Raw genomic sequence first — 25,317 nt, forward strand, 5'->3', positions numbered from 1 at the left:
CGCCGGCACCGCGACGATCGCCACCACCGCGGCGGGCCAGTGCGCCGCCGCACCGGCCGCCGCGACGACGATCCCGGACAGCACCGCGAACAGCAGCACCACCCCACCGGTCACGGCGTACGTCGATCCCTCGTGCCGGTCGCCGCGGCCGGCTTCGGCGCCACCGAGCCAGGTCAGCACCGCGGCGGGGGACCGCCTCGCTCGCGATTCGGTCGTGCGGGAGCCGGACCCCGAGGGGCCGGATGCCGAACTTTCGGCGGGGGACTGTTCGAAGACGTGGGGATCGGTCAACGGATTCACATCCTCTGGGTCCCAATCGTTGTCGCCACCGGGCGAAACGGTCGTTGCATCGTGGTCCGGGCGGTGGTGTGCCCCCGCGCGCGAGCGGGACGGGCCATCCGCCGAGCGCCGCGGTCGCGCGCAATCAGGTTCAGAGTGACAGGCCGAGCGAAGAACCACCGAGCGCGGCGGCATCGATGTGGTGAGCCTCACAGACGGCCGCGGAGCGAAACCCTACTCTCGGGTAGGGCGGCACCGATCGACACGATGGTGCGGCGGTGACAGGAGGGCGGAACGTGCGAGCGACTCCGGGCGTCGGTATTCATCGGATCGGGGGACCATATGCGGGCGAAACCGACGATTCCGCGGCCGCAGCGGCGGTCGACGCCGGGGCACTGTCGCGATTCGATCGTCACCACGCGCGCCGGCGTGCCCGTCTCGTCGCGGCCGCCCTGCTCGTCACCTCGGCATTCGCGATCGTGGCGCCGATGACCACCGAGCGAGTACTTCCGCAGGCGCAGGCGGCGCCGGCGGAAGAGGACCGGTCGGCACTGAGTCCGCTGGTGGAGTTGGTGCTGCGCCGCCTGAACACCGCCGATGCCGTCGCCGCCGCGAAATGGACCGCCTCGCAGCGGACCGGGCAGCCTCCGGTGGTCGACGATCCGGCGCGCGAGGCGCAGGTCTACGACGCGATGGCCGCGGCCGGCACCCGGTCGGGGCTGCCGCAGGAGTGGGTGCGGCAGGTGTTCACCGGACAGATCGAAGCCAACAAGACCGTGCAGTACGGACTACTCACCCGGTGGCGCTTCGATCCGGCGGCCGCGCCCGCGCCGGATGCGTCGGATCTGGCCGCCGTGCGGCCGGTGATCGACGAGGTGAACGGCGAGATCCTGAATCAGCTGGCGGCTCACCGCACGGTGCTGACCGCACCGGATTGTGCGCAGCAGCTCGCGGCCGCGGTGTTCCCGGTGCTGACCTCGGGCCGGGTGGACGCGCTGCACGGTGCCGCCCTGGTCCGCGCGACCGTAACGCTTTGTCCCGCAACGTATGTGAAATAAACCACAGTCATTCTCGATCTTGGTTTGCCAAGAATGTGCTGAACTCCACATTCGCAAACGATGCCGTACGGTCCGCACATTGGCGTGGCTTGTCGCTCCGGTATCCGGAATGTCTCCTCCAGGTGTCCGGAGAGTTAGCCGCCTTACACTCCGGTTTGCCGCCGCCGCGTACGGGGAAATCTGTTTCGACGCAGGTGAGAGCGTTGCGCAGGACTGGGCTCCCAGCTCGTGGCCGATGCCCAGGCGCTATCGACGGCAGTGGCGAACGCGACTCAGCGATCCGCGCTGCCTGCTTTACACTGGAGAACGCGCAGGTAGTGGAGGACCGATGTAGATGCCCAGGTAGACGGAGTATTTAGCACAACCTAAGTTGGTTGGGCTCCGGTCCTGACTTATCGTTTGCTCTAAGTGTCGGACGCGAAATGTCCGACTCGTCGCCCGGACTCGGCCACGAGCCGCAAGCATCAGCCTAGCGGGCGAGCACGGCGCGGTGGGTAAGGAACTCCTCAGAGTTCCGCTACCACCGAGCACCCGACTACGAAACCGAAGCGGGTGGACAACTGGAGAGTTTGACTGCACGGGATGACCATCAGCGCCGCTGGTCGCCGCAACGTCCGGACGCAGTCTAGGCGGAGGCGTTTCGACGAGGGCCATCGGAAGAAGGCATCGAAATCGAAGGCCTCTTCGTTGAAGGCGCCTATTTCTTGAAGGCAGAGGCATGACGCAACTTCCTGGCCACAGGTCACCTGGACCGATCGGGCTCTATGACCCGGCGAACGAGCACGACTCCTGCGGTGTCGCGTTCGTCGTCGACATGCATGGCCGTCGTAGCCGCGACATCGTCGACAAGGCTATTACGGCACTGCTGAACCTGGAGCACCGTGGTGCTGCGGGTGCGGAACCCAACTCCGGTGACGGTGCGGGCATCCTGATCCAGCTCCCGGACAAGTTCTTCCGGGCCGCGCTGGCCGAGGGTGGTGCCACGTTCGAGTTGCCGCCGGAAGGCTCCTACGCCACCGGTATCGCATTCCTGCCGCAGGCCCGCCGCGAGGCCGCCCGCGCCTGCTACCTGGTCGAGAAGATCGTCAAGGAAGAGGGCCTGGCCGTTCTGGGCTGGCGCGAGGTTCCGATCGACGGGTCCTCCCTGGGTGCGCTGTCGCGGGATGCCATGCCGACGTTCCGGCAGCTGTTCGTCGCCTCGCCCGCCGATTCCGCCGAGCAGCTCAGCGGAATGGATCTGGAGCGGCGTGCCTATGTCGTGCGCAAGCGGGTCGAGCACGAGCTCGGCAAGCAGGGCGCCGGCGAGGGTGCCGTCGGCCGCGAGACCGTCTACTTCCCGAGCCTGTCCGGCCAGACCTTCGTCTACAAGGGCATGTTCACCACCCCGCAGCTGCGGGCGTTCTACCTGGATCTGCAGGACGACCGGGTGGAGTCGGCGCTGGGCATCGTGCACTCTCGCTTCTCGACCAACACCTTCCCGTCCTGGCCGCTGGCCCACCCGTTCCGCCGCGTCGCGCACAACGGTGAGATCAACACCGTCACCGGTAACGAGAACTGGATGCGCGCGCGTGAAGCGCTGCTGAACTCCGAGATCTTCGGCACCGACAGCGAGGGCAACAACCGGCTGGAGAAGATCTTCCCGGTCTGCACCCCGGGCGCCTCCGACACCGCGCGCTTCGACGAGGTGCTGGAACTGCTGCACCTCGGTGGCCGCAGCCTGCCGCACGCCGTGCTGATGATGATCCCGGAGGCCTGGGAGCGGCACGAGTCGATGGACCCGGCGCAGCGCGCCTTCTACCGCTACCACTCCATGCTGATGGAGCCGTGGGACGGCCCGGCCTCGGTGTGCTTCACCGACGGCACCGTGGTCGGCGCGGTGCTGGACCGCAATGGTCTGCGCCCCTCCCGCATCTGGGTCACCGAGGACGGCCTGGTCGTCATGGCCTCCGAGGTCGGCGTGCTCGACATCGAGCCGTCGAAGGTGGTCCGCAAGGCCCGTCTGCAGCCCGGCCGCATGTTCCTGGTCGACACCTCGCAGGGCCGCATCATCAGCGACGACGAGATCAAGTCGGAGCTGGCCGCCGAGCAGCCCTATCAGCAGTGGCTCGACGAGGGCATCATCAAGCTCGCCGAGCTGCCCGACCGTCCGCACGAGCACATGTCGCACGACCGCGTGCTCATCCGTCAGCAGATCTTCGGATACTCCACCGAGGAACTGAGCCTGCTGATCTCGCCGATGGCCAAGACCGGCGGTGAGGCGCTGGGTTCGATGGGCACCGACACGCCGATCGCCGTGCTGTCCTCGCGTCCGCGTCTGCTGTTCGACTACTTCGCGCAGCTGTTCGCCCAGGTCACCAACCCGCCGCTGGACGCCATCCGCGAGGAGGTCGTCACCAGCCTGCGCAGCACCATCGGCCCCGAGGCCGACCTGCTGCATCCGGGTCCGGAGTCCTGTCGTCACATCACGCTGACCCAGCCGATTCTCGACAACGACGAACTGGCCAAGCTCGTCCACATCAACGACGACGGTTCGCGGCCCGAGCTGCGTTCGGTGGTCGTGCGCGGCCTCTACTCGGTGAAGGAGGGTGGCAAGGGCCTGCGCAAGGCACTCGAGGCGATCAATGCCCAGGTGTCGGCCGCCATCGACGGCGGCGCGCGGATCATCGTGCTGTCCGACCGGGAATCCAACGAGAAGCTGGCGCCGATTCCGTCGCTGCTGCTCACCGCCTCGGTGCACCACCACCTGGTGCGCGAGCGCACCCGGACCAAGGTCGGCCTCGTGGTCGAGGCCGGTGACGCCCGCGAGGTGCACCACATGGCCATGCTGGTCGGCTTCGGCGCGGCCGCGATCAACCCCTACATGGCCTTCGAGTCGATCGAGGACATGCTCGAGCGCGGCGCGCTGGAGATGCCCGGCAGCACCGGCGACAAGGCGGCGGACTACGCCGCGGCCGTCAAGAACTACAACAAGGCGGCCGGCAAGGGTGTGCTGAAGGTGATGTCCAAGATGGGCATCTCCACCATCGCCTCCTACCGCGGCGCGCAGCTGTTCCAGGTCGTGGGTCTGTCGCAGGAACTCTGCGACCAGTACTTCACCGGCCTGACCTCGCCGCTGGACGGCATCGGTCTCGACGACATCGCCGCCGAGGTCGCCGCCCGCCACCGGATCGCCTTCCTGGAGAACCGCACCGAGCGCGCGCACCGCGAGCTCGAGATCGGCGGTGAGTACCAGTGGCGGCGCGAGGGTGAATACCACCTGTTCAACCCGGACACGGTGTTCAAGCTGCAGCACGCGACCCGCTCGGGTCAGTACTCGATCTTCAAGGAGTACACCAAGCTGGTCGACGACCAGTCCGAGCGCCTGGCCTCGCTGCGCGGCCTGTTCAAGTTCAAGACCGAGGGCCGGCACGCGATTCCGGTCGAGGAGGTCGAGCCCGCCAGCGAGATCGTGAAGCGCTTCTCCACCGGCGCGATGAGCTACGGCTCGATCTCGGCGGAGGCGCACGAGACCCTCGCCATCGCGATGAACCGCCTCGGCGGCCGTTCCAACTCGGGTGAGGGCGGCGAGTCGCCGGCTCGCTTCGAGCCGGAGGACAACGGTGACTGGCGGCGCAGCGCGATCAAGCAGGTGGCGTCGGGTCGCTTCGGCGTGACCGCGCACTATCTGACCAACTGCACCGACATCCAGATCAAGATGGCCCAGGGCGCCAAGCCCGGTGAGGGCGGTCAGCTGCCCGCGCACAAGGTGTACCCGTGGGTCGCCGAGGTGCGGCACTCGACGCCGGGTGTCGGCCTGATCTCGCCGCCGCCGCACCACGACATCTACTCGATCGAGGATCTGGCCCAGCTGATCCACGACCTGAAGAACGCGAATCCGCAGGCTCGGATTCACGTGAAACTTGTCGCGGAGCCGGGTGTCGGAACGGTCGCGGCCGGTGTGTCGAAGGCCCACGCCGACGTCGTGCTGATCTCCGGCCACGATGGTGGTACCGGCGCCTCGCCGCTGACCTCGCTGAAGCACGCGGGCGGCCCCTGGGAACTCGGCCTGGCCGAGACCCAGCAGACCCTGCTGCTCAACGGTCTGCGCGACCGCATCGTGGTGCAGGTCGACGGCCAGATGAAGACCGGCCGCGACGTGCTGATCGGCGCCTTGCTCGGCGCCGAGGAGTACGGTTTCGCGACCGCTCCGCTGGTGGTCTCCGGCTGCGTCATGATGCGCGTCTGCCACCTCGACACCTGCCCGGTCGGCGTCGCGACCCAGAATCCGGTGCTGCGCCAGCGCTTCACCGGTAAGCCCGAATTCGTCGAGAACTTCTTCATGTTCATCGCCGAAGAGGTGCGGGAGCTGCTGGCCTCGCTGGGTCTGCGCTCGCTCGACGAGGCCATCGGCCGGGTCGACCTGCTCGACACGACCAAGGCCAAGGAGCACTGGAAGGCGAGCAAGCTGGATCTGTCGCCGATCCTCGACGATGTCGAGACGGCGTTCATGTACCAGGACCGCCGCTGCACCAAGACTCAGGACCACGGCCTGGACAAGGCGCTCGACAACCAGCTCATCGCCCAGGCGGCGGATGCGCTCGAGCGCGGCAAGCCGGTCAAGTTCGAGACCAAGATCACGAACGTGAACCGCACGGTCGGCACCATGCTCGGCCACGAGGTGACCAAGCTCTACGGTGGCGCCGGCCTGCCCGACGACACCATCGACATCACCTTCACCGGTTCGGCGGGCAACAGCTTCGGCGCGTTCGTCCCGGCCGGTATCACCCTGCGGGTGTTCGGTGATGCCAACGACTATGTGGGCAAGGGCCTTTCGGGCGGACACCTGGTGGTGCGGCCGTCGCTGAACGCGCCGGAGTCCTTCGTCGCCGAAGAGAACATCATCGCGGGCAACGTGATCCTGTTCGGCGCCACCAGCGGTGAGGCGTTCATCCGCGGTGTGGTCGGCGAGCGGTTCTGCGTGCGTAACTCGGGCGCCACCGCGGTGGTCGAGGGCGTGGGTGATCACGGCTGCGAGTACATGACCGGTGGCCGGGTCGTCATCCTCGGCGAGACCGGGCGCAACTTCGGTGCCGGTATGTCGGGCGGTATCGCCTACATCTACAACCCGAACGGCACGTTCGAAGCCAACCTCAACACCGAGCTGGTGGATATCGAACAGCTCGAGGGCGAGGACTTCACCTGGCTGCGCGACGTGGTCGCGAGCCATCGCGACGCGACGGGTTCGGCGGTGGCCGAACGCATCCTGAGCGATTGGTCGCAGCAGGTGAACCACTTCGTGAAGGTTATGCCTCGCGACTACAAGAAGGTATTGCTCGCTATCTCCGAGGCTGAGAAGGCCGGGCGGGATGTCGACGAGGCGATCATGGAGGCCGCACGTGGGTGATCCACAGGGATTTCTGAAGCACACCAGCCGGGAACTGCCCACTCGGCGTCCGGTACCGCTGCGCCTGATGGACTGGAAAGAGGTCTACGAGGAGAACTACTCCCACCAGACCCTGCAGACCCAGGCCAGCCGCTGCATGGACTGCGGTATCCCGTTCTGCCACAACGGCTGCCCACTGGGGAACCTGATTCCCGAGTGGAACGACCTGGTCTACCGGGATCGCTGGCGCGAGGGCATCGACCGTCTGCACGCGACCAACAACTTCCCGGAATTCACCGGGCGGTTGTGCCCGGCGCCGTGTGAGGCGTCGTGTGTGCTCGGTATCAACCAGGATCCGGTCACCATCAAGCAGGTCGAGGTCGAACTCATCGAGAACGCCTTCGACGAGGGCTGGGTGCAGCCGGTCTATCCGACCCGCCTGACCGGTAAGAAGGTCGCGGTCGTGGGTTCGGGTCCGGCCGGTCTGGCCGCGGCCCAGCAGCTGACCCGCGCCGGCCACACCGTCACGGTGTTCGAGCGCGACGACCGCATCGGTGGCCTGCTGCGCTACGGCATTCCGGAATTCAAGATGGAGAAGCGCTTCATCGACCGCCGCCTGGCGCAGATGGAGGCCGAGGGCACCGTCTTCAAGGCGGGCGTGAACGTCGGTGTCGACATCACCGCCGAGCAGCTGCGCGAGCAGTTCGACGCGGTGGTGCTCGCGGGTGGTTCCACCATCGCGCGCGACCTGCCGATTCCGGGGCGCGATCTGGACGGCATCCACCAGGCGATGGAATTCCTGCCGCTGGCCAACCGGGTTCAGCTGGGCGATCCGGTCGCCGACGAGGAGGGCCTGCCGCGGATCCACGCCAAGGGCAAGAAGGTCGTCATCATCGGTGGCGGTGACACCGGCGCCGACTGCCTGGGCACGTCGCACCGCCAGGGCGCGGCGAGCGTCCACCAGTTCGAGATCATGCCGAGGCCGCCGGAGGAGCGGGCCGAGTCGACCCCGTGGCCGACCTACCCGCTGATGTTCCGGGTCTCCTCGGCGCACGAAGAGGGTGGCGAGCGCGTCTTCTCGGTGAACACCGAGCGGTTCATCGGTGAGGACGGCAAGGTCACCGGCCTGCAGGCGCACGAGGTTCGTAACGTCAACGGCCGCTTCGAGAAGGTCGAGGGCACCGACTTCACCCTGGAGGCCGATCTGGTCCTGCTGGCGATGGGCTTCGTCGGCCCGCAGAAGCCGGGTCTGCTCGAGGATCTCGGCGTGGGCTACGACCAGCGGGGCAACGTCAAGCGCGGTAAGGACTTCCAGACCACCGTTCCCGGAGTCTTCGTCGCCGGCGATATGGGGCGTGGTCAGTCGCTGATCGTGTGGGCCATCGCCGAGGGCCGCGCCGCCGCCTCGGCGGTGGACAAGCACCTCGAGGGTGAGACCGCGCTGCCGGCGCCGATCGCTCCGACGGCGGTCGCCCAGCGCTGAGTCCCGGCCGGGACGGCGAGGGCCGACTGCCGAACAATCGAAAATACGAGGCGTCCACGGGCTTTCGAGCCCGTGGACGCCTGTTTTTTCGCCCTGTACTGCGAAAACGTGTACCCGCGTCTCAAACATCGGAAATCGGACGGGATTTCGAGCTCGGATGGCAGTTCCACCGTGCCGCCGTTATCCTGAGCACCGGTATGTCGTAAGTGCTCTTGGTCCGCGTCCGAACTCGTTCACGAGGTCTCGGACGCGGGCGGTTTTTGCTTCGCCGGGAATTTACCGCGCGGCAATGTGGCGGCGGCATCATCAGCGGCGAATACATATGGGGAGCCCCGGCGAGGGCTGGCTTGAACTGGAGCAGCATGCGGTTGAAGAAGGTTGTCGCGGCCGCCGGGGCGGCAGTCGCGGTACTGGCTGGTATGGCAGTGTCGGGTACCGCGATCGGAAGCGGTTCCGCGAGCGCGGATCCCGGTTGCCCGAGCCTGTACGTCGTCGCGATCCCGGGCACCTGGGAGACCGGTGATCACAAGCCCGACCATATGGTCGGCCCCGGCATGCTGTCGGGGGTGACGCGCGGCCTGCCGAGTTCGGCGGACGTCGACTACGTCAGCTACGCCGCGACCGCCTTCCCGTGGGAGGGTGATGTCTACGGCGCCTCCAAGAAGGAAGCGACCGACAACGCACGGGGCCTCATCCAGGCGATGGCGGCCCGCTGCGCCGGTACGCACTACGCGATCGTCGGTTACAGCCAGGGTGCGGATGCCGCGGGCGATCTGGCCGCCGAGATCGGCACCGGCCTGGGCGCCGTTCCGCCGGACCGCGTTTCGGGTGTCGGCCTGATCTCCGATCCGCGTCGGTCGCCCACAGACGTCCAGGTCGGCCCGGTGGTCGGCGGCGCCGGCGCCGGTGGCCCGCGCGTGGGTGGATTCGGCTTCCTCAGCGACCGGGTCCGCACCATCTGCGCGGCCGGCGATCTGTACTGCTCCACCGAGGACACCGACTACGTCACCCGTTTCGCCGGCTTCCTGGCGCAGGCCTCCGGTGCGAGCGCGGCCAACCTGTGGCGCTACCAGCTCGAGGCGGGGTCGATCATCGGCGACCTGATGGCGCACGGTGGTGTCGCGGCCCTGCAATCGCAGCTCACCGACGACGCCAACCAGCAGCGGGTGGAACAGCTCGAGCACTTCTACCAGTCCGGCACGCACACCTCCTACGGCAATTATTCGGTGGGCGGCGGCCAGACCGCGATCTCGTGGATGCACAACTGGATCGCCGGAATGGCATGAGCCGGTAAGGCGCCTGTGAAGGCCACCCCGCGTCGAGCGGGGTGGCCTTCACCGTTTCGGGGATCAGCCGGCGGAACCGGTCGGCGGGAGCTGGGGCAGCTGCGGGCCGGGAGCCGGCTGGTTCTCCGGGCCGCGGTCCCGATCGCCGTGGTTGTCGCCGTGGTTGTCGCGATCCGGTCCGCGGTGGTCCCCGTCGCGGTCACCGGGGTGGTTGTCGCGGTCGATGGCGACCGCGCTGGGGGTGTTGGCCGGGGCGTCGGCGAAGGCCGGCACGGCGAGCGCGGACAGGGGAACGACGACGAGCGCACCGGCGACGGCGACGCGGGTCACTAGGCGGCGGGTGCGGTTCTTCGGCTTCGCGGTGGTCTGCAAGGTTTCGGCCTTTCGTCTGCGAAATACGGAGCCGTGCTGGGGGATTCGGACCGGGCGGCCCGGCGGCTCACGAGTACATCGAAACGCCGCCGGCTGGGACGGCGATGTTCGCGAACTGTGAATGAACTTTGAAGCGACCGGCCACGGTGCCGCGATCCCGTTCACGACCACCGAATCCGTGTTCCACACAGCGAACGAGGGCCGCTCCCGGAAAGGGAGCGGCCCTCGTATGTTCCTCGGCTGTGCGGTTCGATCAGCCGAACGAGCCGGTGGGCGGGGGTCCGGGCAGGAAGCCGCCGGGACCGGACTGCCACGGGCCGTTGTCGTGATCGTGATCGCGATCGCGATGATGACGCCACCCGTCGTGGTCGTGATCGTGGTCGTGCCAGTCGATCTGCGTGGCGGACGGGGTATCGGCGAAAGCGGGTACCGCGACCGCGGCGACGGGGGCGGCCGCGATCGCGCCGGCGACGGCGATGCGGGCGATCAGCCGGCGGCGCGAGGAACTCGTGGAGGAGAGCAACGGACTACCTTTCTCGGAACACGGGCCGCCGGGCGGGGCCCGTGGTCATCCATGGAACGACTCGTTGCTGTGTCCGGCAGGCTTCAGGGCTGGCAATCGGCTGTGAATTTCCGCCACCCGCACAGCTTTCGGATTCTCCCGCCCCTACGCTGTGCTCAGATCACGTCGCTGGCCGCTCCGGGACGATTTCGCGGCAGCAGATCCCACACGTGGCTGTTCTCGTTGATCGTCGCGGCGGTGCGATTACCGCTACGGGAGAACAGAATCCGGGTGATCGAGCAGTAGTCGATCGGAAAGGTCAGGGGGCGTTCGAGTCCGAGAATGTCCTGGAGCAGCACGTTCACCACTCCGCCGTGGGCGAAGGCGACAACCGTATCGGCGGGTTCGGCGGCCGCGACGAGTTCCGACACCGTGCCCAGCACCCGCGCCACGAACGCGGGCCCGTCGATCTGTTCGGGCAGATGTCCGGCCTTGATCCGGTCGTAGGTGGCGCGGAAATCGCGCTTGGCATCTTCGATCGGGATATACGCGGGTAGGTCGCGGTCGTATTCGGCCAGCCCGTCGAGTACCTCGACCGGCAGTCCCAACTTCTCGGCCGTCGGCGCGGCGGTATCGCGGGCCCGCCGCTGCGGACTGCTCACCACCCGCGCGATGCGATGCTCGCCCCCGGCGAACCGGGCGATCACGGCCGGTACCCGCCGAGCCTGCTCGACACCGAGTTCGGTGAGTTCGGGATCGGCGGGACCGGAGGTGGTCAGCACCCGGCCGGGCTGGGCGTGACGCACGAGAACAAGCTGCACGGATCTACTGTGCCGGACGCGGGTTCCGGGTTCGCGAACGGGTGCGCGGGCCCCGGCGCCGGCGGTGCGGTCAGCGTCCCTCGCCCTGTCCGGTGCGCGGTTTGACCAGCGGGAACGGCAGGGTTTCGCGGATACTGCGGCCGGTGATGAGCATGACCACACGATCCACACCCACACCCAGACCGCCGGTCGGCGGCATCGCGAATTCCAGTGCCTCGAGGAAGTCCTCGTCCAGTTCCATGGCCTCCGGATCACCGCCCGCGGCCAGCAGCGACTGTTCGGTCAGGCGACGGCGCTGTTCGATCGGGTTGGTCAATTCGCTGTAGGCGGTACCCAGTTCGACACCCCAGGCCACCAGATCCCAGCGTTCGGCCACACCGTCGATGCGGCGATGGGCGCGCGTCAGCGGTGACACGGAGGTCGGGAAATCGATGTAGAAGGTCGGCTCCTGGGTCCGTTCCTCGACGAGGTGCTCGTACATCTCGAGCACGACCTGCCCGGCGTCCCAACCCGGCTGATACGGCACCTCGACCTTGTCGCACAGCAACCGCAGCCGATCCACCGGGGTGTCGGGGGTGACGGTCTCGCCGACGGCCTCGGAGATGGCGCCGTGCACGGTGCGCACCGGCCAGTCGCCGGAGATGTCGACCTCGGTCAGCGTGCCGTCCGCACCCGGCCGCAGGGCCACGCAGGCGCCGTTGGCCGCGATCGCCGCATTCTGGATCAGCTGCCGGCACGCGTGCATCATGCGCTCGTAATCACTGTGCGCTTCATAGGCTTCCAGAATCGTGAATTCCGGATTGTGGCTGTAGTCCACGCCCTCGTTGCGGAATACCCGGCCCAGTTCGAAGACCTTCTCCATCCCGCCCACGCACAGCCGCTTGAGGTACAGCTCCGGTGCGATGCGCAGGTACAGGTCCAGATCGTAGGCATTGATGTGGGTGCGGAAGGGTGCGGCGTTGGCGCCGCCGTGCACCTGCTGCAGCACCGGCGTCTCGACCTCGAGGAAACCCCAGCCGTTCAACGTATCCCGCAGCGACCGCACCACAGCGCTGCGTTTGGCCAGTACCTCGCGCGTCTCGACGTTGATCGTCATATCGACGTAGCGCTGCCGCACCCGCGCCTCGGGGTCCGCGAGTCCGCGCCACTTGTCCGGCAGCGGATGCAGGCATTTGCCGATCATCCGCCAGTCCTGGGCGAGCAGCGACAGCTCGCCCCGGCGGCTCGCGCCGATCTGGCCGCTCACCTCGATCAGATCGCCCAGATCGAAGTACTCGCCGAACGAACTCGAGCGGCGCGCGCCGACCCGGCCCCGGTCGATCAGGATCTGGATGTCGCCGGACCAGTCGCGCAGCGTCGCGAAGGTGACGCCGCCGTGGTCGCGGATCCGCAACAGCCGCCCGCATACTCGCACCGTGGTGCCCTTGGGGGAGCGGCGGGCATCGGCGATCGAATGGGTCGGGGCGTAGGCCACCGGATAGGCGTCGATATCGGCCGATTCGAGCCGGCGCACCTTGTCCATCCGCACCCGCACCTGTTCGGGGCGGCGGGCGGCGGCCTGTTCGAGGGCCGAGGGCGGCGCCTCGGGCGGGCTGCCGTCGGCGTGCAGCCCGGTGATCGTGGCCGGCACCGCGGAATGCAGACCGGTGTGGGCCGAGGCATCCGGCTGCTTGCCGAAGCGCGGCAGGAAGCCCTCGGCCAGCGCGCTGGCGAGCGCGACCCGCGGCAGTTGGCGGCGTTCCTCGAAGATGAAGAACCGCGGCACCCACTGCGGCTGATATTTCACATTCGACCGGTACAGCGCCTCGAGTTGCCACCAGCGGCTGAAGAACATCAGCACACTGCGCCACAGCCGCAGCACCGGGCCGGCGCCGATCCGGCTGCCCTCCTCGAAGACCGAGCGGAATACCGCGAAGTTCAGCGAGACCCGGGTGATCCCGTACTGTTCCGAGGTCAGCGCCAGCTGGGAGATCATGAATTCCATGATTCCGTTGGGGCCCTTGGGATCTCGTCGCATCACGTCGAGCGAGACCCCGGTGCGGCCCCAGGGCACCAGCGACAGCATGCCCCACACCCGGCAGTCGCGATCGAGAGCCTCCACCAGCAGGCTGTCGCCGTCGAGCCGGTCGCCGAGCCGGCCCAGCGCCATCGAGAAGCCGCGTTCGGTTTCGGTATCGCGCCAGGAATCGGCGCGGGCGATCATCTGCGCCATCTCGTCCGGCGAGAGTTCGCTGTGGCGGCGGACCCGGACGGTGAAGCCCTGTTTGTGCAGGCGGTTGGCGGCCTGGCGCACCTGCTTCATCTCGGGCCCGGCCAGCGAGAACGAACGGGTGTCGAGAATCGCCTCGTCGCCCAGGCGCAGCGCGGACAGGCCGGCCCGGCGGTAGGCGGTGGCGCCGAATTCCCCGGCGCCCATCACCGCCGGGGCCCAGCCGTATTCGTCGGCCAGTCGCAGCCAGGCATCGATGGCCTGCGGCCACGCCTCCCGCACACCGATCGGATCACCGGAGGCCAGGCATACGCCGAGTTCGACGCGGAAGGTGATCGCCGCCTTACCGCTGGGCGCGAACACCACGGCCTTGTCGCGGCGAGTCGCGAAGTAGCCCAGCGAATCCTCGACATCGGAGCGGGCGAGCAGGCCGCGCACCGCGGATTCGTCCAGCCCGGTCATCGCGTTGGAGGCGCGTTGCGACCGGAACAGCACCAGCGCGGCAGCCAGCAGTGCGATGGCACCGAACAGGCCCAGCAGCAGATTCACCACATGCGGCGGGTGGCCGTCGAAGTTGTTGTCGGCCACCAGAATTGTCGCGGTGACCCGCGAGATCGCCCACAGCGGGCGCTGCGCACCGCGCGGCAGGCTGCCGGGGAACAGCTCCACCAGCCCCCAGCCGAGCAGGCTGCTGATCACCAGCCCGCTGACCAGGACACCGAGCGCCTTCCACACCGCGCCCCGCCGCACCCGGGTGTAGAACTCCGGCCATGCCGCGATCATCAGGCCGATCACCGCGAGGTGGACGAACAGCGCGGCCAGCGCGTGCGGATCCTGTTCCTCGGCGAAATCCAGTCCGTTGGCGAGCGCGAACAGCGCCATGTACCCGACCAGCAGCCACCAGGCGATGCGTTTACGGGAGGCCGTCGCGCCGGCGAGCAGACCGACGATCACCGCCCACATCAGGTTCGTGTCGGGCGCGTCGAAATAGTAGGCGTCGAGGTAGTGCCGTGGGACGGAGGTGATGTAGCGCAGGCCGGGCGAAATACTCCACAGCGCACACAGAGCCGAGAACACGCCGAGCACCAGGCCGACCAGATGGGGGACTTCGCTCAGCCGACCGTGGGCGCGATGCGGAACCGGTGACGAAGGTGATCTGCGGTCGCGCGAGTGGAGCTGGTCTTGCGTGGAAGTCACCGCACCAGTGTGCGGGCTGGGGCCGCTCGAGGGGAGAAGGCCACCGGGCGAGTCCTGCTCGTGCACGGTCATATTCGATCCTTTCGCCGGACCCCGGTGCCGAACGCGACGGGGGCGGCGTGCGGCCCGCCGAGCGCGGCGGTAAAGATGTAACCCATGTCGGATCCAGTCGATGTGCCGATCGAAGACGAAGTCATTCGACTCGGGCAATTCCTGAAGCTGGCCAATCTCATCGACAGCGGGTCGGAGGCCAAGACCGTGATCGCCGCCGGACTCGTGCGCGTCAACGACGAGGTGGAACTACGGCGGGGCCGCCAGCTCCATGCCGGAGACGTGGTCGCACTCGCCGGCCACCGCGTGCGGGTGGCAGGCGGATAGTTCGGCAGGCGCGGGGCCGGCCGGCCCGGCGGCGATCGGCGACTCATTCCGCGCGGACGACGACCCCGTCGTGATCGCTGTAGAGCATCTCGCCCGGAACGAAGGTGACGCCGCCGAATTCGACCGGCACATCGCGTTCGCCGGATCCGGTCTGCGTGCTCTTGCGCGGGTTGGTGCCCAGCGCCTTGATGCCGATGGGCAGGGTACGCAGAATCGCCGAATCGCGGACGCCGCCGTTGATCACGACGCCGGACCAGCCGTTGTCGACTCCACGGCCGGCGATCACGTCACCGACGAGGGCGGTGTGGATGCTCGCGCCGCCGTCCACGACCAGCACACGTCCGTCACCGGGTTCGCTGAGAGTCTGCTTGACCAACAGATTGTCCTGGAAGCAGCGAATGGTGACGATGCGCCCGCTGAACACCGGATTGCCGCCGAACTGCGTGAATTGCGTATCGCAGCTACGAATCTCGGGGCCGATCTCGTCGGCGAGGTCGGCGGTTGCCACTGGGTTTGCTGAATCGGTCACGAAATAAGCTTGCCATGCGGGCGACGATCGGATCCTGAGACCTTCGCCGCGTGACGCGGGGCCGCCCGGTTCAGCTGTCGAGGGTGCGCTGATACTCCGCGATCTTGGTCGTCAGATTGTGGGTGGTGTGTTTGACCGACAGTTTGACGAACGGCTCGATGGTCTTGCCCAGCACCTTGCCCGCGAGTCCGCCCGGCACCCGGTATTCGACGATGGCGTCCACCGTGCAGTCGCGGTCGCCGCGGGGATGGAACAGGAAGGTCGATTCGATCTCGAATCCGGTCACGGCCTTCACCGCGATCTCGACGTTCTTCTCCCAGCGCACGATCTGCAGCCGGGAGGTCAACGAGGCGGGGCCCAGTTTGATCTCGGTGTCGAACGTCGCGCCCAGCCCGGCCACCTGATCGGTGATCGGGCGGAAGGAATGGACCTCGGTGACGAATTCCGGTAGATGGCGATAGTCGTTGACGTAGTCGAACGCGGTCTCGGCCGGCGCGGCGCAATCGGCCACGATCTTCACTGCGGTCATGCAGTAACCGTAACGTGTTCTAGTCCGGCCCGGACCGGATGTAATTGCTATCACTCCAGTTCGGAGGCCTGTCCGGCCCGGGCTCGGACTCAGGCGGTCACCGCCAGCGTCGCCGCCAGGCCGAACACCGCGGCCATCACCACGACCTCGATCAGGGCGCGGCGCAGCGAGGAGTCCGCGGTCATCCGGTGGTCGGTGGCCACCGGAACCCAACTGCGCCGCCACCACCAGCCGAGGCCGAGCAGCGCGAGCGCCATGACCGTCTTCGCCAGCAGGATGCGGCCGTATCCGGTATCGACCAGGGCGGCCGGATCGCCGACCCGGACCAGCCCGTTCACCACGCCGGTCACCGTCACCGCGGCCACCGCGGGCAGCGCCCAGCCGGAATAGCGCGGCAGGATCACCGCCCACTCACCGCGGGTGCGCACGACCAGCGCCAGCGCCAGCAGCAGGCCGAACCAGACGGCGGCGGCCAGGGCGTGGACCGCGGCCAGCACCGAGCCCAGCGTCTGCTGTGACATATGGCCGGTGATCGGGCGCAGCACCAGCGTCACCGCGGCGAAGACCAGCACCAGATCGGCGGTCGCGCGGTCCGGTCGCCGGAAGGCCAGCGTGCTGTAGCAGGCGACCGCCGCGGTGCCGATCAGCACGGCGATGCCGATCTGGCCCCCGCTGACATGCGTGAGGTAGTCGCCGAAATCGCTGGCGCGCAACCGGGTCAGCGGTACCCCCACCACCTCGGCGGCCTCGGTGGCCAGCAGCACGAATTCCGCCACCGCCCAGAGGCCGCCGAAGACGGCCAGCAACCGCCACGCGGGCCGCAGCCGGTCGTGCAGGCGCGGCAGCGCGGCCAGGCCGAGAACCGTCGCGCCGAGCCCGTCGGCCAGAGTGCGCACCGGCGCCTCGGCCTGTACCGGATCGGGTGCGGCGAGCGCCCATCCGGCGGCGGCACCGACGAGGGCGGCCGGGACGACCAGCAGCAGTGCGTAACGCAGTGCGGTCGATCTGCTGCCGGCCGTCCCCGGCCTCATGGTTTGCCGCCGCTGCCCGACCGTCGGGAGCGACCGCCGAACAGCGCGAACGCCAGTCCACCACCGAACAGCACGACCGCGGCCACGATGAACACCCACAGCGGCACGCCCCCGGAATCGCCGCTGCCGGAGTTGCCGCTCTTGGCATCGGCCTTGGGCCCCGGTGCGCCGTGGCCGGGCGTGGTCAGTTCGAAACTGCGGGTACCGCTGACCGGGTGGCCGTCGGCGGAGGTGACCCGGTACGCCATCGTGTAGGTGCCGGCCGGGCCCAGGTCACCGACCTCGACGGTGACGGTCGGGCCGTCCACCACCGGCTTGCCCTTCGACCACAGATTCCCGTCCGGGCCGACGACGGTCAGCGACGGGAAACTCGGCTGCAGATTCTCGTTGAAGGTGACGCTCACCCGCGCGGGACCGGTCTCGACCTTCGCGCCGTCGGCGGGGTCGGTGGATACCACCGTCGAATGTGCGGCGGCCGGACCGGCGACCGTGATCGTCAGTGCGCCCAGCGCCAGCGCGCCGACCAGGGCGAACACGATGCGGCGCATCATGAGCGCCGGCTCCGGATCAGGCTGCCGAGTCCGAGCGCGGCACCGAGGGCGCCGAGAACCAGTCCGATACCGCCCAGCCAGCGCGCGGTGTTGTCGGACTCGTCGCTGTCGGACTTGTCGGCGGCAGCGCTCGGCATACTGGCGTGATCGTCGTCGGATCCGGCGGCGGCCAGCGTGATGCTCGGAGCGGGATGCTCGGGCTCGTCACCGCCGGCGGGCATGGGCTCGCTCCAGTTGACGACCTTGCCGTCGCTGTAGGTCTGAGTGGCCGGGAAGTTGATCTTGTCCTGCTTCGGCAGCGGCCCGACCGCGACGGCGAAGCGCTGGAACTGCTCGGGAGTGATGCCGGGAGTGCCCGGGTTGGCGGTCCAGGTGACGGAGGTGAACTGGTTCTTGTCGTTCTTCTCGGTCTTGGCGGTCCAGCCCGGAACGGGTTCGGTGCGAGCCGCGGACAGTTGCGGCAGCGCGACGGTCAGTTTGGTGGTGGACGCCGTCGCCGATTCGGTCGGCACGCGGAAGGTGATGACCGCGTAGCCGCCCTGGGCCGCACCGGGCGCGTCGGCGGTGACGTGCGCGGCCGCGGGGCCGGAGGCGAGCAGGGCGAGACCGGCGGCGGCGCCCGTGGCGACCAGGGCGCGCGACAGTGAGGTGGACATGCGTGAACTCACGATGGGTGACTTTCTCGGTACTCGGCGAGATGCCGGAGGAATTGCCTGTGGTCGAGGATCGGTTCAGGCGAGTACCGGGGGTGCGCGGGAGCCGAGGGCGCCGGCGCTCCATTGCTGCCACGCTTGCCGCGGGGAGGTCCGCCACCGGGGCGTGGCGATATCCACCGGCGGTTGCGGCCGGGTGGTGACGGCCCGGACCGATCGGGAGACCGCGGCATACAGCCGTTCCACGGCCACGATCAGCACCGCGCACACCACGGTGGCGAGGGTGTGCGCCAGTGTCATCCAGTTGTTCGGGAAGATCGAGATCAGCCCGGAAAGGCCGCTCCCGCACGATGTTTCACCGGGCCGATGAGCGGGCAGCAGACTCAGCGCGATATGCGACACCGCCTGTCCGCCTCCGAGTGCCGCCAGGATGCCGATCCGGCCACTCACACCGCCGGTGGGCGGCAGCATCGACGCGAAGGTTCCGGTGGCCGCCGCGCTCAGCAATAGCAGCGCCAGCGTCGCCGAGCCGGGATAGCCGCCGTCGGCCCATCCGTGCGCGGCCACCGCGAGGACGACCACCGCCATACCGACCAGCCCGCCCCGCAGGCCATCGATGCCCGGCCGCCGGACCGCTCGCCGGTAAGGCAGGGATCCGGTCGCGGGCCGGGCACGATGCGGCATAGCGAGCGGTCGGTCAGTGCACGCCGAGGCGCGCGAGGATATCGGCTTCGACGCCGGCCAGTTCGTGCGAGATGGAGTTGTGCACCGCACGCCGGCGCGGCGCGGGCATCTGCTCGGCGGTACGCACGGCAGCCGACAGACTGGCGAGCCGGTCGCGGGTGGCGGCCACGAACTTCTGCGTCTCGCCGCTCTTGTCACCGGAGTTCTCGATACCGGCCAGGGTCGATTCGACACCGGTGATGCGGGCCTGCAGGCGGGCGCCGTGGCCGGTGAAGTTGCCCAGTTCGCCTATGCCGATACCCAGCCGATGGGCGCGGCGGGTGTCGATCTGGCCGCGGATGAAGGTGGCGGCCCGGTAGGCCAGCGGCGCCAGCACCGGCACCAGCACGCGCGCCACGCCCAGATACTTCTTCACCTGGCTCGCGGTGAGCAGTTCGCGGTCGGCTCGTTCGGCGGTCTTGAGGGCGGCCTTCTCCTCCGCCTTCAAGGTCGCGATCTGAGCCTTCGCCACCTCGCGCTGGGTGCGGATCTCGGCGCGCTGGCGTTTGCGTTCGTTGCGGGCGCCGAGTTTGGCCTCCATCGCGGCTTTGTGCTTGAGGGCTTTCGCCTCGGCTTTGCGGTCCGCACGCCGCTTGCGCTTGGTGAACAACCCCATCGAAAGCCCTCCGTCACGAAGTTCCGTCATGCTGATATACCCACATGCCACACGGTTTGCGCCAACTGTAGCGGGATGCGCACCCGAGGGCGCCGCCGCGGCGGACGGTTCGCGGTTCGCGCGCGTGGCGATCCGAGCTCCGGACGGCGGGAGTGCCGAGGTAGCGGCCCCGCGTACACCCTGCACGCAGGCGGTTCGCGGGAGTGTCGGAGGTAGGGACCATACTGCTTACCGTGTATTCGGGCAGCGGCGACCGGGACGGTCGCGAGGAGGACGGCGGAGGCGACGAGCGGCGGGCTGCTGCTCGCCGAACCGTCGTAGTGCCCGCCGAAGTGGAACGGGCGCAGCAGGTTTCGGCCGATACGGTGAATATCTCGGCCCCCGCCGAGGCCGGTGAACATCCGCCGCGAATCGCCTACGTCGACGCGCGCGCACTGGTCGGCTGCCGGCATCGGCTGCATCTGGACGCCACCCATCCGGAACGGCTGCTCGGGGTGCCCGAGGACGCGGGGGTCAAACAGCGCCGCGACGCCGCCACCGCGCATCGCACCAAGGTCCGCGACACACTCGTCGCCGCCGACCCACAGGCGTGGGTGATCATCGATCCGGATCAGACCGCGAGCGGTCGCGCCGAGGACACGCTGCGCGCGTGTTCGGAAGGAGCGCAGCGCATTTGGGGTGCGTTGCTGCCGCAGGAGTCCGATACCGGTCGTCGCGGCGGCTGCGAGATCCTGCTGCGCGACACCGATCGGGGCGGCTATATCCCGATCATCGTGGTCAACCACAAGGTGACCGATCCGCGCCAGCCCGATCCGGCCGATTTCCACCCCACCACCTCCGATCTGTACCACTGGGATCCGCGCCCCGACCGGCACGTCCGCGTCCGCACCCAGCCGCGAGACCAGCAGCGGCTGGCCCACCTCTACCGGATGTTGCAGCGGCACGGGCTGGCCAGTCCCGCCCTGGTCGGCGGGGCGATCGGCTATCACTTCGACCGGATCCTGGTGCACGACCTGGGCCCGGTGCTCGACGAGTACGACCGGCGTTACGCCGACCGCATCGCGGTGGTGCGGGGTGAGCTGCCGACCGTGCCGTCGAAGGTGCCGGAATGCCGGCAGTGCCCGTGGTGGACCCGAGCGCCGATCGTCGAGCGAACGGGTATCACCGAACCGCCCGCGGTGAGCTGTGAGGGCTGGCTGGCGGACCATCGCGACGTCAGCCTCGTCGCACCCGGATCCCGCGCCGAACTGCTGCGCCGCCACGGCGTGCAGACCATCGACGACCTGGCCGAGTGGACCGCGGACGAACCCGAGGACTGGCAGTACGAGCCGTTCGCCGAGACGGTGGTGACCGCGCGCGCCTGGATCTCGGGCGCGCCGCTGGTCCGCCGCGTGGATCGGGTGCGCGTCACCCGGGCCGACGTCGAGGTCGACGTCGACCTGGAGAGCTATCAGGAATACGGCGCCTATCTGTGGGGCACCCTGCTCGACGGTGTATATCGCCCCTTCTTCACCTGGGACCCGCTGCCGACCGTCGACGAGGCCCGCTCGTTCGCCGAATTCTGGACCTGGTTGATGGCGGTGCGCGCCGACGCGGCCGCTGCGGGTAAGACGTTCGCCGCCTACTGCTACTCGCGCACCGCCGAGGACAAGTGGCTCTACGAATCGGCGCGCCGCTTCGCCGGACGGCCCGGGGTACCCAGCGCGGACGAGGTCCGCGCCTTCGTCGACAGCCCGCAGTGGGTGGATATGTTCCAGGCGGTGTCGGAGCAGTTCATCTGCCCGAACGGCAAGGGACTCAAGAAGATCGCTCCGGTCGCCGGATTCGGCTGGCGCGATCCCGAGGCCGGCGGCGAGGCGTCGATGAGCTGGTATCGCCTGGCGGTCGGCTACGACGGTGCGCCCGATCTGTCGCAGCGCACCCGGCTGCTGGAGTACAACGAGGACGACGTGCGCGCGACCCAGGTGCTGCGCGAATGGATGGCGCCCGCGCAACCCCGCGCGCACAGCGCCGATGCCGAGGTTCCCGCGATGACCGACTTTCGCGAGCCACCCGCGGTCCGTCGTAATATCTGCACGTGACCGATCACGTCGAACAACTGGAGTTTCAGGCCGAGACCCATCAGCTTCTGGAACTGATGATCCACTCGGTCTACTCGAACAAGGACACGTTCCTGCGGGAATTGATCTCGAACGCCTCCGACGCGCTGGACAAGCTCCGGCTCGAGTCGTTCCGGGACAAGGATCTCGAGGTCGACACCTCGGATCTGCATATCGAACTAGAGGTCGACAAGGACGCCCGGGTGCTGACCGTCCGCGACAACGGCGTCGGCATGTCGCGCGCCGAGGTGGTCGACCTCATCGGAACCCTGGCCAAGTCCGGCACCGCCGAACTGCGTCGTCAGCTGCTGGAAATGAAAGGAGCCGACGCCGATTCTTCGGGTCGCTCCGCAGGCTCCGCTCCCGCGGACCTCATCGGCCAGTTCGGTATCGGCTTCTACTCGACGTTCATGGTGGCCGACAAGGTCACGCTGACGACCCGCCGCGCGGGTGAGTCCGAGGGCACCCGCTGGGAGTCCGCAGCGGGCAGCTCGACCTACACCATCGAAACCCTCGACGACGCGCCTCAGGGCACCGCGGTCTCGCTGCACTTGAAGTCCGCGGACGAGGACGATCACCTCTTCGATTACACGCAGGAGTGGAAGCTCCGCGAGATCGTCAAGAAGTACTCGGACTTCATCTCCTGGCCCATTCGGATGCAGGTGGAGCGCACCGTCACCGAGGGCGAGGGCGAGGAGAAGACCGAGAAGACCATCCTCGAGGAGCAGACGCTCAATTCGCAGAAGGCGCTGTGGACGCGCCCGCGCAGCGACGTCTCCGACGAGGAGTACAAGGAGTTCTACAAGCACGTCTCGCACGCCTGGGACGACCCGCTGGAGATCATTCCGCTCAAGGCCGAGGGCACGTTCGAATATCAGGCGCTGCTGTTCATCCCGTCGCACGCGCCGTTCGATCTGTTCATGCGCGAGCACAAGCGCGGGGTGCAGTTGTACGTGCGCCGCGTATTCATCATGGACAACTGCGAAGAGCTGATGCCGGAGTATCTGCGCTTCGTCAAGGGCGTGGTGGATGCGCAGGATCTCTCGCTCAACGTCTCGCGCGAGATTCTGCAGCAGGACCGGCAGATCCAGATGATCCGCAAGCGCCTGGTGCGCAAGGTGCTGTCGACGATCAAGGATATGCAGGGCGCCGAATCGGCCGAATCCGGCGACGACGACGCCACCGCGAAAGAGTCCAAGTACCGGACCTTCTGGAACGAATTCGGCCGAGTTCTCAAGGAGGGCCTGCTCTCCGACTTCGACAACCGCGAAACCATCCTGCAGGTCTCGTCTTTCGCCTCGACGCACTCGGATTCCGAGCCCACCACGCTCGCGCAGTACGTGGAGCGCATGGCCGAAGGCCAGGACAAGATCTACTACATGACCGGCGAATCTCGGCAGCAGATCGAGAATTCGCCGCATATGGAGGCGTTCAAGGCCAAGGGCCTCGAGGTGCTGATCCTCACCGATCCGGTCGACGAGATGTGGGTCGGCTCGGTGCCGGACTTCGACGGCAAGCCGTTCCAGTCGATCGCCAAGGGCGAGGTCGATCTGGAGACCGAGGAGGAGAAGAAAGCCTCCGAACAGCTGCGTGAGCAGCGGGAGAAGGATTTCGGCGATGTGCTGAAGTGGCTGCAGGAGACGCTGAGCGACAGCGTCAAGGAGGTCCGCCTGTCCTCCCGCCTGACCACCTCCCCGGCCTGTGTCGTGGGCGACGTCTTCGACTTCACCCCGCAGCTGGAGCGCATGTACCGGGCATCGGGACAGGCCCTGCCGGAATCCAAGCGAATTCTGGAACTCAATCCGGAGCACCCGCTGGTCACCGGGCTGCGCGATGCGTACTCCGCGAACAAGGACACCGCCGAGAAGTCCGGAGAATTGGCCGCTACCGCCGAATTGCTCTATGGCACAGCGATTCTCGCCGAAGGCGGCGAATTGAAGGATCCGGCCCACTTCGCGCAACTGCTGGCGGACCGGCTCACGAAGACCGTCTGACCGCATCCGGAGACACGGTAGGGCTCGCACGGAAATCCGTGCGAGCCCTACCCTTTCGGCGCCTGAGCTCCTGCGGTCCGGACGAGTTCGCCTCGTCCGGACCGCGCCGAAGGCCGTGTCCTCAGTCGAAGGTGCATCCGGCGACCGGCTTGTCGTTCAGCCGATCGACCAGATACGAGATGGCGTTGTCGGTTCCGAACCCGTCGATGATCTCGGGTCCGAAGTGATTGGGCAGCGCCGCACCGGGCAGGATCGGCGGCAGATTGTCGGTCCGGAAGGTGACGGTCGCGCCGTGGCCGCACCAGTCGCCGGCCAGTTGCTGGGCTTGGTCGTAGGGGACGGTGTCGTCGTTGATGCCGCTGGTGATCAGGACGGGCGCGCTCGGCGTGAGCGTGCCGATGCGCTGCCGATCCAGAATGTCGATGGCGGCCGGTACCTCGCGCAGGTTGTCCAGGATCGACCGGTGATCGGCCGTGAAATCACTGCCGTGCAGGAACGGGTGCTTCAGGATCACATCGCCGATGCACTCGTTCTGCAGGTCCGCGAGCAGTTCCTGGGCCTGCGGCGTGACCCGCTTGTCCAGTTCGGGCTTCAGGTCCGGATAACGAGCCAGGAATCCGTTGAGGGCGTATCCGACCACGCCGCCGATCAGATTGCCGTCGATCTTCTGCAGGACCGCCGACAGATCGGCCACCGGCGCGCCCGCCCAGACGCCCTTCAGGTCCAGTTCGGGTGCGTAACTCGGCTGTAGTTCCGCCGCGGCCGCGGTCGCGCCGCCGCCCTGGGAATAGCCCCAGAAGGCCAGCGGTGTGCGCGGGCCGGTGCCGGAGAGCGCATTCGCGGCACGCGCGGCATCGAGGACGGCGTGCGCCTCCTCGACGCGGTTGACGTAGGTGTGGACGCCGGGGGTGCCGAGTCCGATGTAGTCGGTCACGAAGACCCGGGCGCCGAGCGAATTCCAGGCCATGGCCGAGACGGCCTCCTGATTCGCGGAGACGCTCGGCGGCGTGATATCGGCGTAGAGGCCGGTGGAGAAGGCCTCCGACGGCGCGCACTGATCGCCCTGACCCGAGGTACCGGGCGCGATGACGACGGTCGGCCGCGGCCCGGTGCCCTGCCACGGGCGAGTCGCGTCGATGTAGGTTCCACTGACCGCGACCGGCTCACCGTCCTGGGTCTGCGAGGTGTACATGACCTTCTGCGCGCTCACCGGCCATGGCCCGAGTCCGGGCGGTGCGATGAACACCGGCATCGGCTCGGTCTTGATCACCGATCCCGGCGCGGTCGCGAATTGCGCAGGGGGAGTGTAGAACTCGCTCACCGGGGTGGCGGTGGCGGTACCGGCGGCCACGCCACCGAGTGTCGCCCCCGCACACGCCGCGGCCCCGAGCGCCACGATCCGACGGATGCCCCCGCGGCGCCGTCTCGGCGATCCACTCGCCCTCGAGTCCTGTGCTCTGCGATCCAACTTCATCGTCACGACCTGGCCTTATGAACTTACTTCCCAGTAGAATAGGCTTTAACATACCGTATTTCCCGCTGGGGAGAAATTCATCGTCAGCCGCCCCGAATCCGCGCCTCCGAAATTGTGACCGCCCACAACCGGCGAGCCGCCGACTCGGAGCGCAGCCATGCCCGCAGAAAT

19 protein-coding genes and 1 pseudogene are annotated in these 25,317 nt (G+C 68.0%); 7 read left to right on the forward strand and 13 right to left on the reverse strand.

The window, feature by feature from the left end:
• A pseudogene (locus NE2_RS29400) lies at positions 1-291 on the reverse strand (hypothetical protein); the annotation flags it as partial.
• A gap of 284 nt (positions 292-575) precedes the next feature.
• On the opposite strand from NE2_RS29400, the gene NE2_RS29405 reads away from it, so the two are divergent.
• The 4 genes from NE2_RS29405 (at position 576) to NE2_RS29420 (ending at position 9,468) form a co-directional block, all read left to right on the forward strand.
• A complete protein-coding gene (locus NE2_RS29405) occupies positions 576-1,337 on the forward strand; it encodes a chorismate mutase (protein WP_063031368.1) in 762 nt (253 codons plus the stop codon).
• 718 nt (positions 1,338-2,055) lie between these two features.
• The gene (gene gltB / locus NE2_RS29410; RefSeq protein WP_063031370.1) at positions 2,056-6,720 is read left to right on the forward strand and encodes a glutamate synthase large subunit; all 4,665 of its coding nucleotides are present in this window, start codon (positions 2,056-2,058) and stop codon (positions 6,718-6,720) included.
• Positions 6,713-8,182, forward strand: coding sequence for a glutamate synthase subunit beta (locus tag NE2_RS29415; protein WP_063031372.1), 1,470 nt, complete (start codon positions 6,713-6,715; stop codon positions 8,180-8,182). Before gltB ends, NE2_RS29415 begins: the two co-directional genes overlap by 8 nt.
• 362 nt (positions 8,183-8,544) lie before the next feature.
• The gene (locus NE2_RS29420) at positions 8,545-9,468 is read left to right on the forward strand and encodes a cutinase family protein (RefSeq protein WP_084494409.1); all 924 of its coding nucleotides are present in this window, start codon (positions 8,545-8,547) and stop codon (positions 9,466-9,468) included.
• Between the two features lie 63 nt (positions 9,469-9,531).
• Here the strand turns inward: NE2_RS29420 and NE2_RS29425 are convergent, their stop codons facing one another.
• From NE2_RS29425 to lysX, 4 genes are all read right to left on the reverse strand, one after another.
• Entirely contained in the window at positions 9,532-9,840 is a 309-nt protein-coding gene (locus NE2_RS29425) for a hypothetical protein (protein WP_063031374.1), read from the reverse strand.
• Between the two features lie 253 nt (positions 9,841-10,093).
• Positions 10,094-10,363, reverse strand: a complete 270-nt coding sequence (locus tag NE2_RS29430; RefSeq protein ID WP_063031376.1) for a hypothetical protein — start codon at positions 10,361-10,363, stop codon at positions 10,094-10,096.
• A gap of 155 nt (positions 10,364-10,518) precedes the next feature.
• The gene (locus NE2_RS29435) at positions 10,519-11,163 is read right to left on the reverse strand and encodes a histidine phosphatase family protein (protein ID WP_063031378.1); all 645 of its coding nucleotides are present in this window, start codon (positions 11,161-11,163) and stop codon (positions 10,519-10,521) included.
• A 70-nt stretch (positions 11,164-11,233) separates the two neighbouring features.
• Positions 11,234-14,569, reverse strand: coding sequence for a bifunctional lysylphosphatidylglycerol synthetase/lysine--tRNA ligase LysX (gene lysX / locus NE2_RS29440; protein ID WP_063031438.1), 3,336 nt, complete (start codon positions 14,567-14,569; stop codon positions 11,234-11,236).
• A 156-nt stretch (positions 14,570-14,725) separates the two neighbouring features.
• On the opposite strand from lysX, the gene NE2_RS29445 reads away from it, so the two are divergent.
• Positions 14,726-14,947 (forward strand): RNA-binding S4 domain-containing protein, encoded by a 222-nt coding sequence (locus NE2_RS29445; RefSeq protein ID WP_030516732.1) that lies wholly within the window; start codon positions 14,726-14,728, stop codon positions 14,945-14,947.
• A 43-nt stretch (positions 14,948-14,990) separates the two neighbouring features.
• Here NE2_RS29445 and rraA read toward each other — a convergent pair whose 3' ends face one another.
• The 7 genes from rraA to NE2_RS29480 all read right to left on the reverse strand — a co-directional run bounded on the left by rraA (position 14,991) and on the right by NE2_RS29480 (position 19,579).
• Positions 14,991-15,476: a ribonuclease E activity regulator RraA gene (gene rraA / locus NE2_RS29450; RefSeq protein WP_063031380.1), complete on the reverse strand. Its 486-nt coding sequence runs from the start codon at positions 15,474-15,476 to the stop codon at positions 14,991-14,993.
• 70 nt (positions 15,477-15,546) lie between these two features.
• The gene (locus NE2_RS29455) at positions 15,547-16,005 is read right to left on the reverse strand and encodes an SRPBCC family protein (RefSeq protein ID WP_063031382.1); all 459 of its coding nucleotides are present in this window, start codon (positions 16,003-16,005) and stop codon (positions 15,547-15,549) included.
• A gap of 89 nt (positions 16,006-16,094) precedes the next feature.
• A complete protein-coding gene (locus tag NE2_RS29460; protein WP_063031384.1) occupies positions 16,095-17,036 on the reverse strand; it encodes a CopD family protein in 942 nt (313 codons plus the stop codon).
• Positions 17,033-17,587 carry a copper resistance CopC family protein gene (locus NE2_RS29465; protein WP_084494410.1) on the reverse strand — a complete coding sequence of 185 codons (555 nt, stop codon included), beginning with the start codon at positions 17,585-17,587 and terminating at the stop codon, positions 17,033-17,035. Before NE2_RS29465 ends, NE2_RS29460 begins: the two co-directional genes overlap by 4 nt.
• A complete protein-coding gene (locus NE2_RS29470) occupies positions 17,584-18,243 on the reverse strand; it encodes a YcnI family copper-binding membrane protein (RefSeq protein WP_063031388.1) in 660 nt (219 codons plus the stop codon). The genes NE2_RS29465 and NE2_RS29470 overlap by 4 nt, the downstream gene beginning before the upstream one ends.
• A 75-nt stretch (positions 18,244-18,318) precedes the next feature.
• The gene (locus NE2_RS29475; protein ID WP_063031390.1) at positions 18,319-18,924 is read right to left on the reverse strand and encodes a hypothetical protein; all 606 of its coding nucleotides are present in this window, start codon (positions 18,922-18,924) and stop codon (positions 18,319-18,321) included.
• Positions 18,925-18,937: 13 nt separating this feature from the next.
• The gene (locus tag NE2_RS29480; RefSeq protein WP_030516739.1) at positions 18,938-19,579 is read right to left on the reverse strand and encodes a DUF6474 family protein; all 642 of its coding nucleotides are present in this window, start codon (positions 19,577-19,579) and stop codon (positions 18,938-18,940) included.
• A 410-nt stretch (positions 19,580-19,989) separates the two neighbouring features.
• Between NE2_RS29480 and NE2_RS29485 the strand changes: the two genes are divergently transcribed.
• Entirely contained in the window at positions 19,990-21,660 is a 1,671-nt protein-coding gene (locus NE2_RS29485; protein WP_063031440.1) for a TM0106 family RecB-like putative nuclease, read from the forward strand.
• The gene (htpG, locus tag NE2_RS29490) at positions 21,657-23,672 is read left to right on the forward strand and encodes a molecular chaperone HtpG (protein WP_063031392.1); all 2,016 of its coding nucleotides are present in this window, start codon (positions 21,657-21,659) and stop codon (positions 23,670-23,672) included. The genes NE2_RS29485 and htpG overlap by 4 nt, the downstream gene beginning before the upstream one ends.
• A 121-nt stretch (positions 23,673-23,793) precedes the next feature.
• Here htpG and NE2_RS29495 read toward each other — a convergent pair whose 3' ends face one another.
• Positions 23,794-25,146 carry a lipase family protein gene (locus NE2_RS29495; RefSeq protein ID WP_084494411.1) on the reverse strand — a complete coding sequence of 451 codons (1,353 nt, stop codon included), beginning with the start codon at positions 25,144-25,146 and terminating at the stop codon, positions 23,794-23,796.
• Positions 25,147-25,317 lie beyond the last annotated feature (171 nt).

Source organism: Nocardia elegans NBRC 108235 (assembly GCF_001612845.1).
Taxonomy (GTDB): Bacteria; Actinomycetota; Actinomycetes; order Mycobacteriales; family Mycobacteriaceae; genus Nocardia; species Nocardia nova.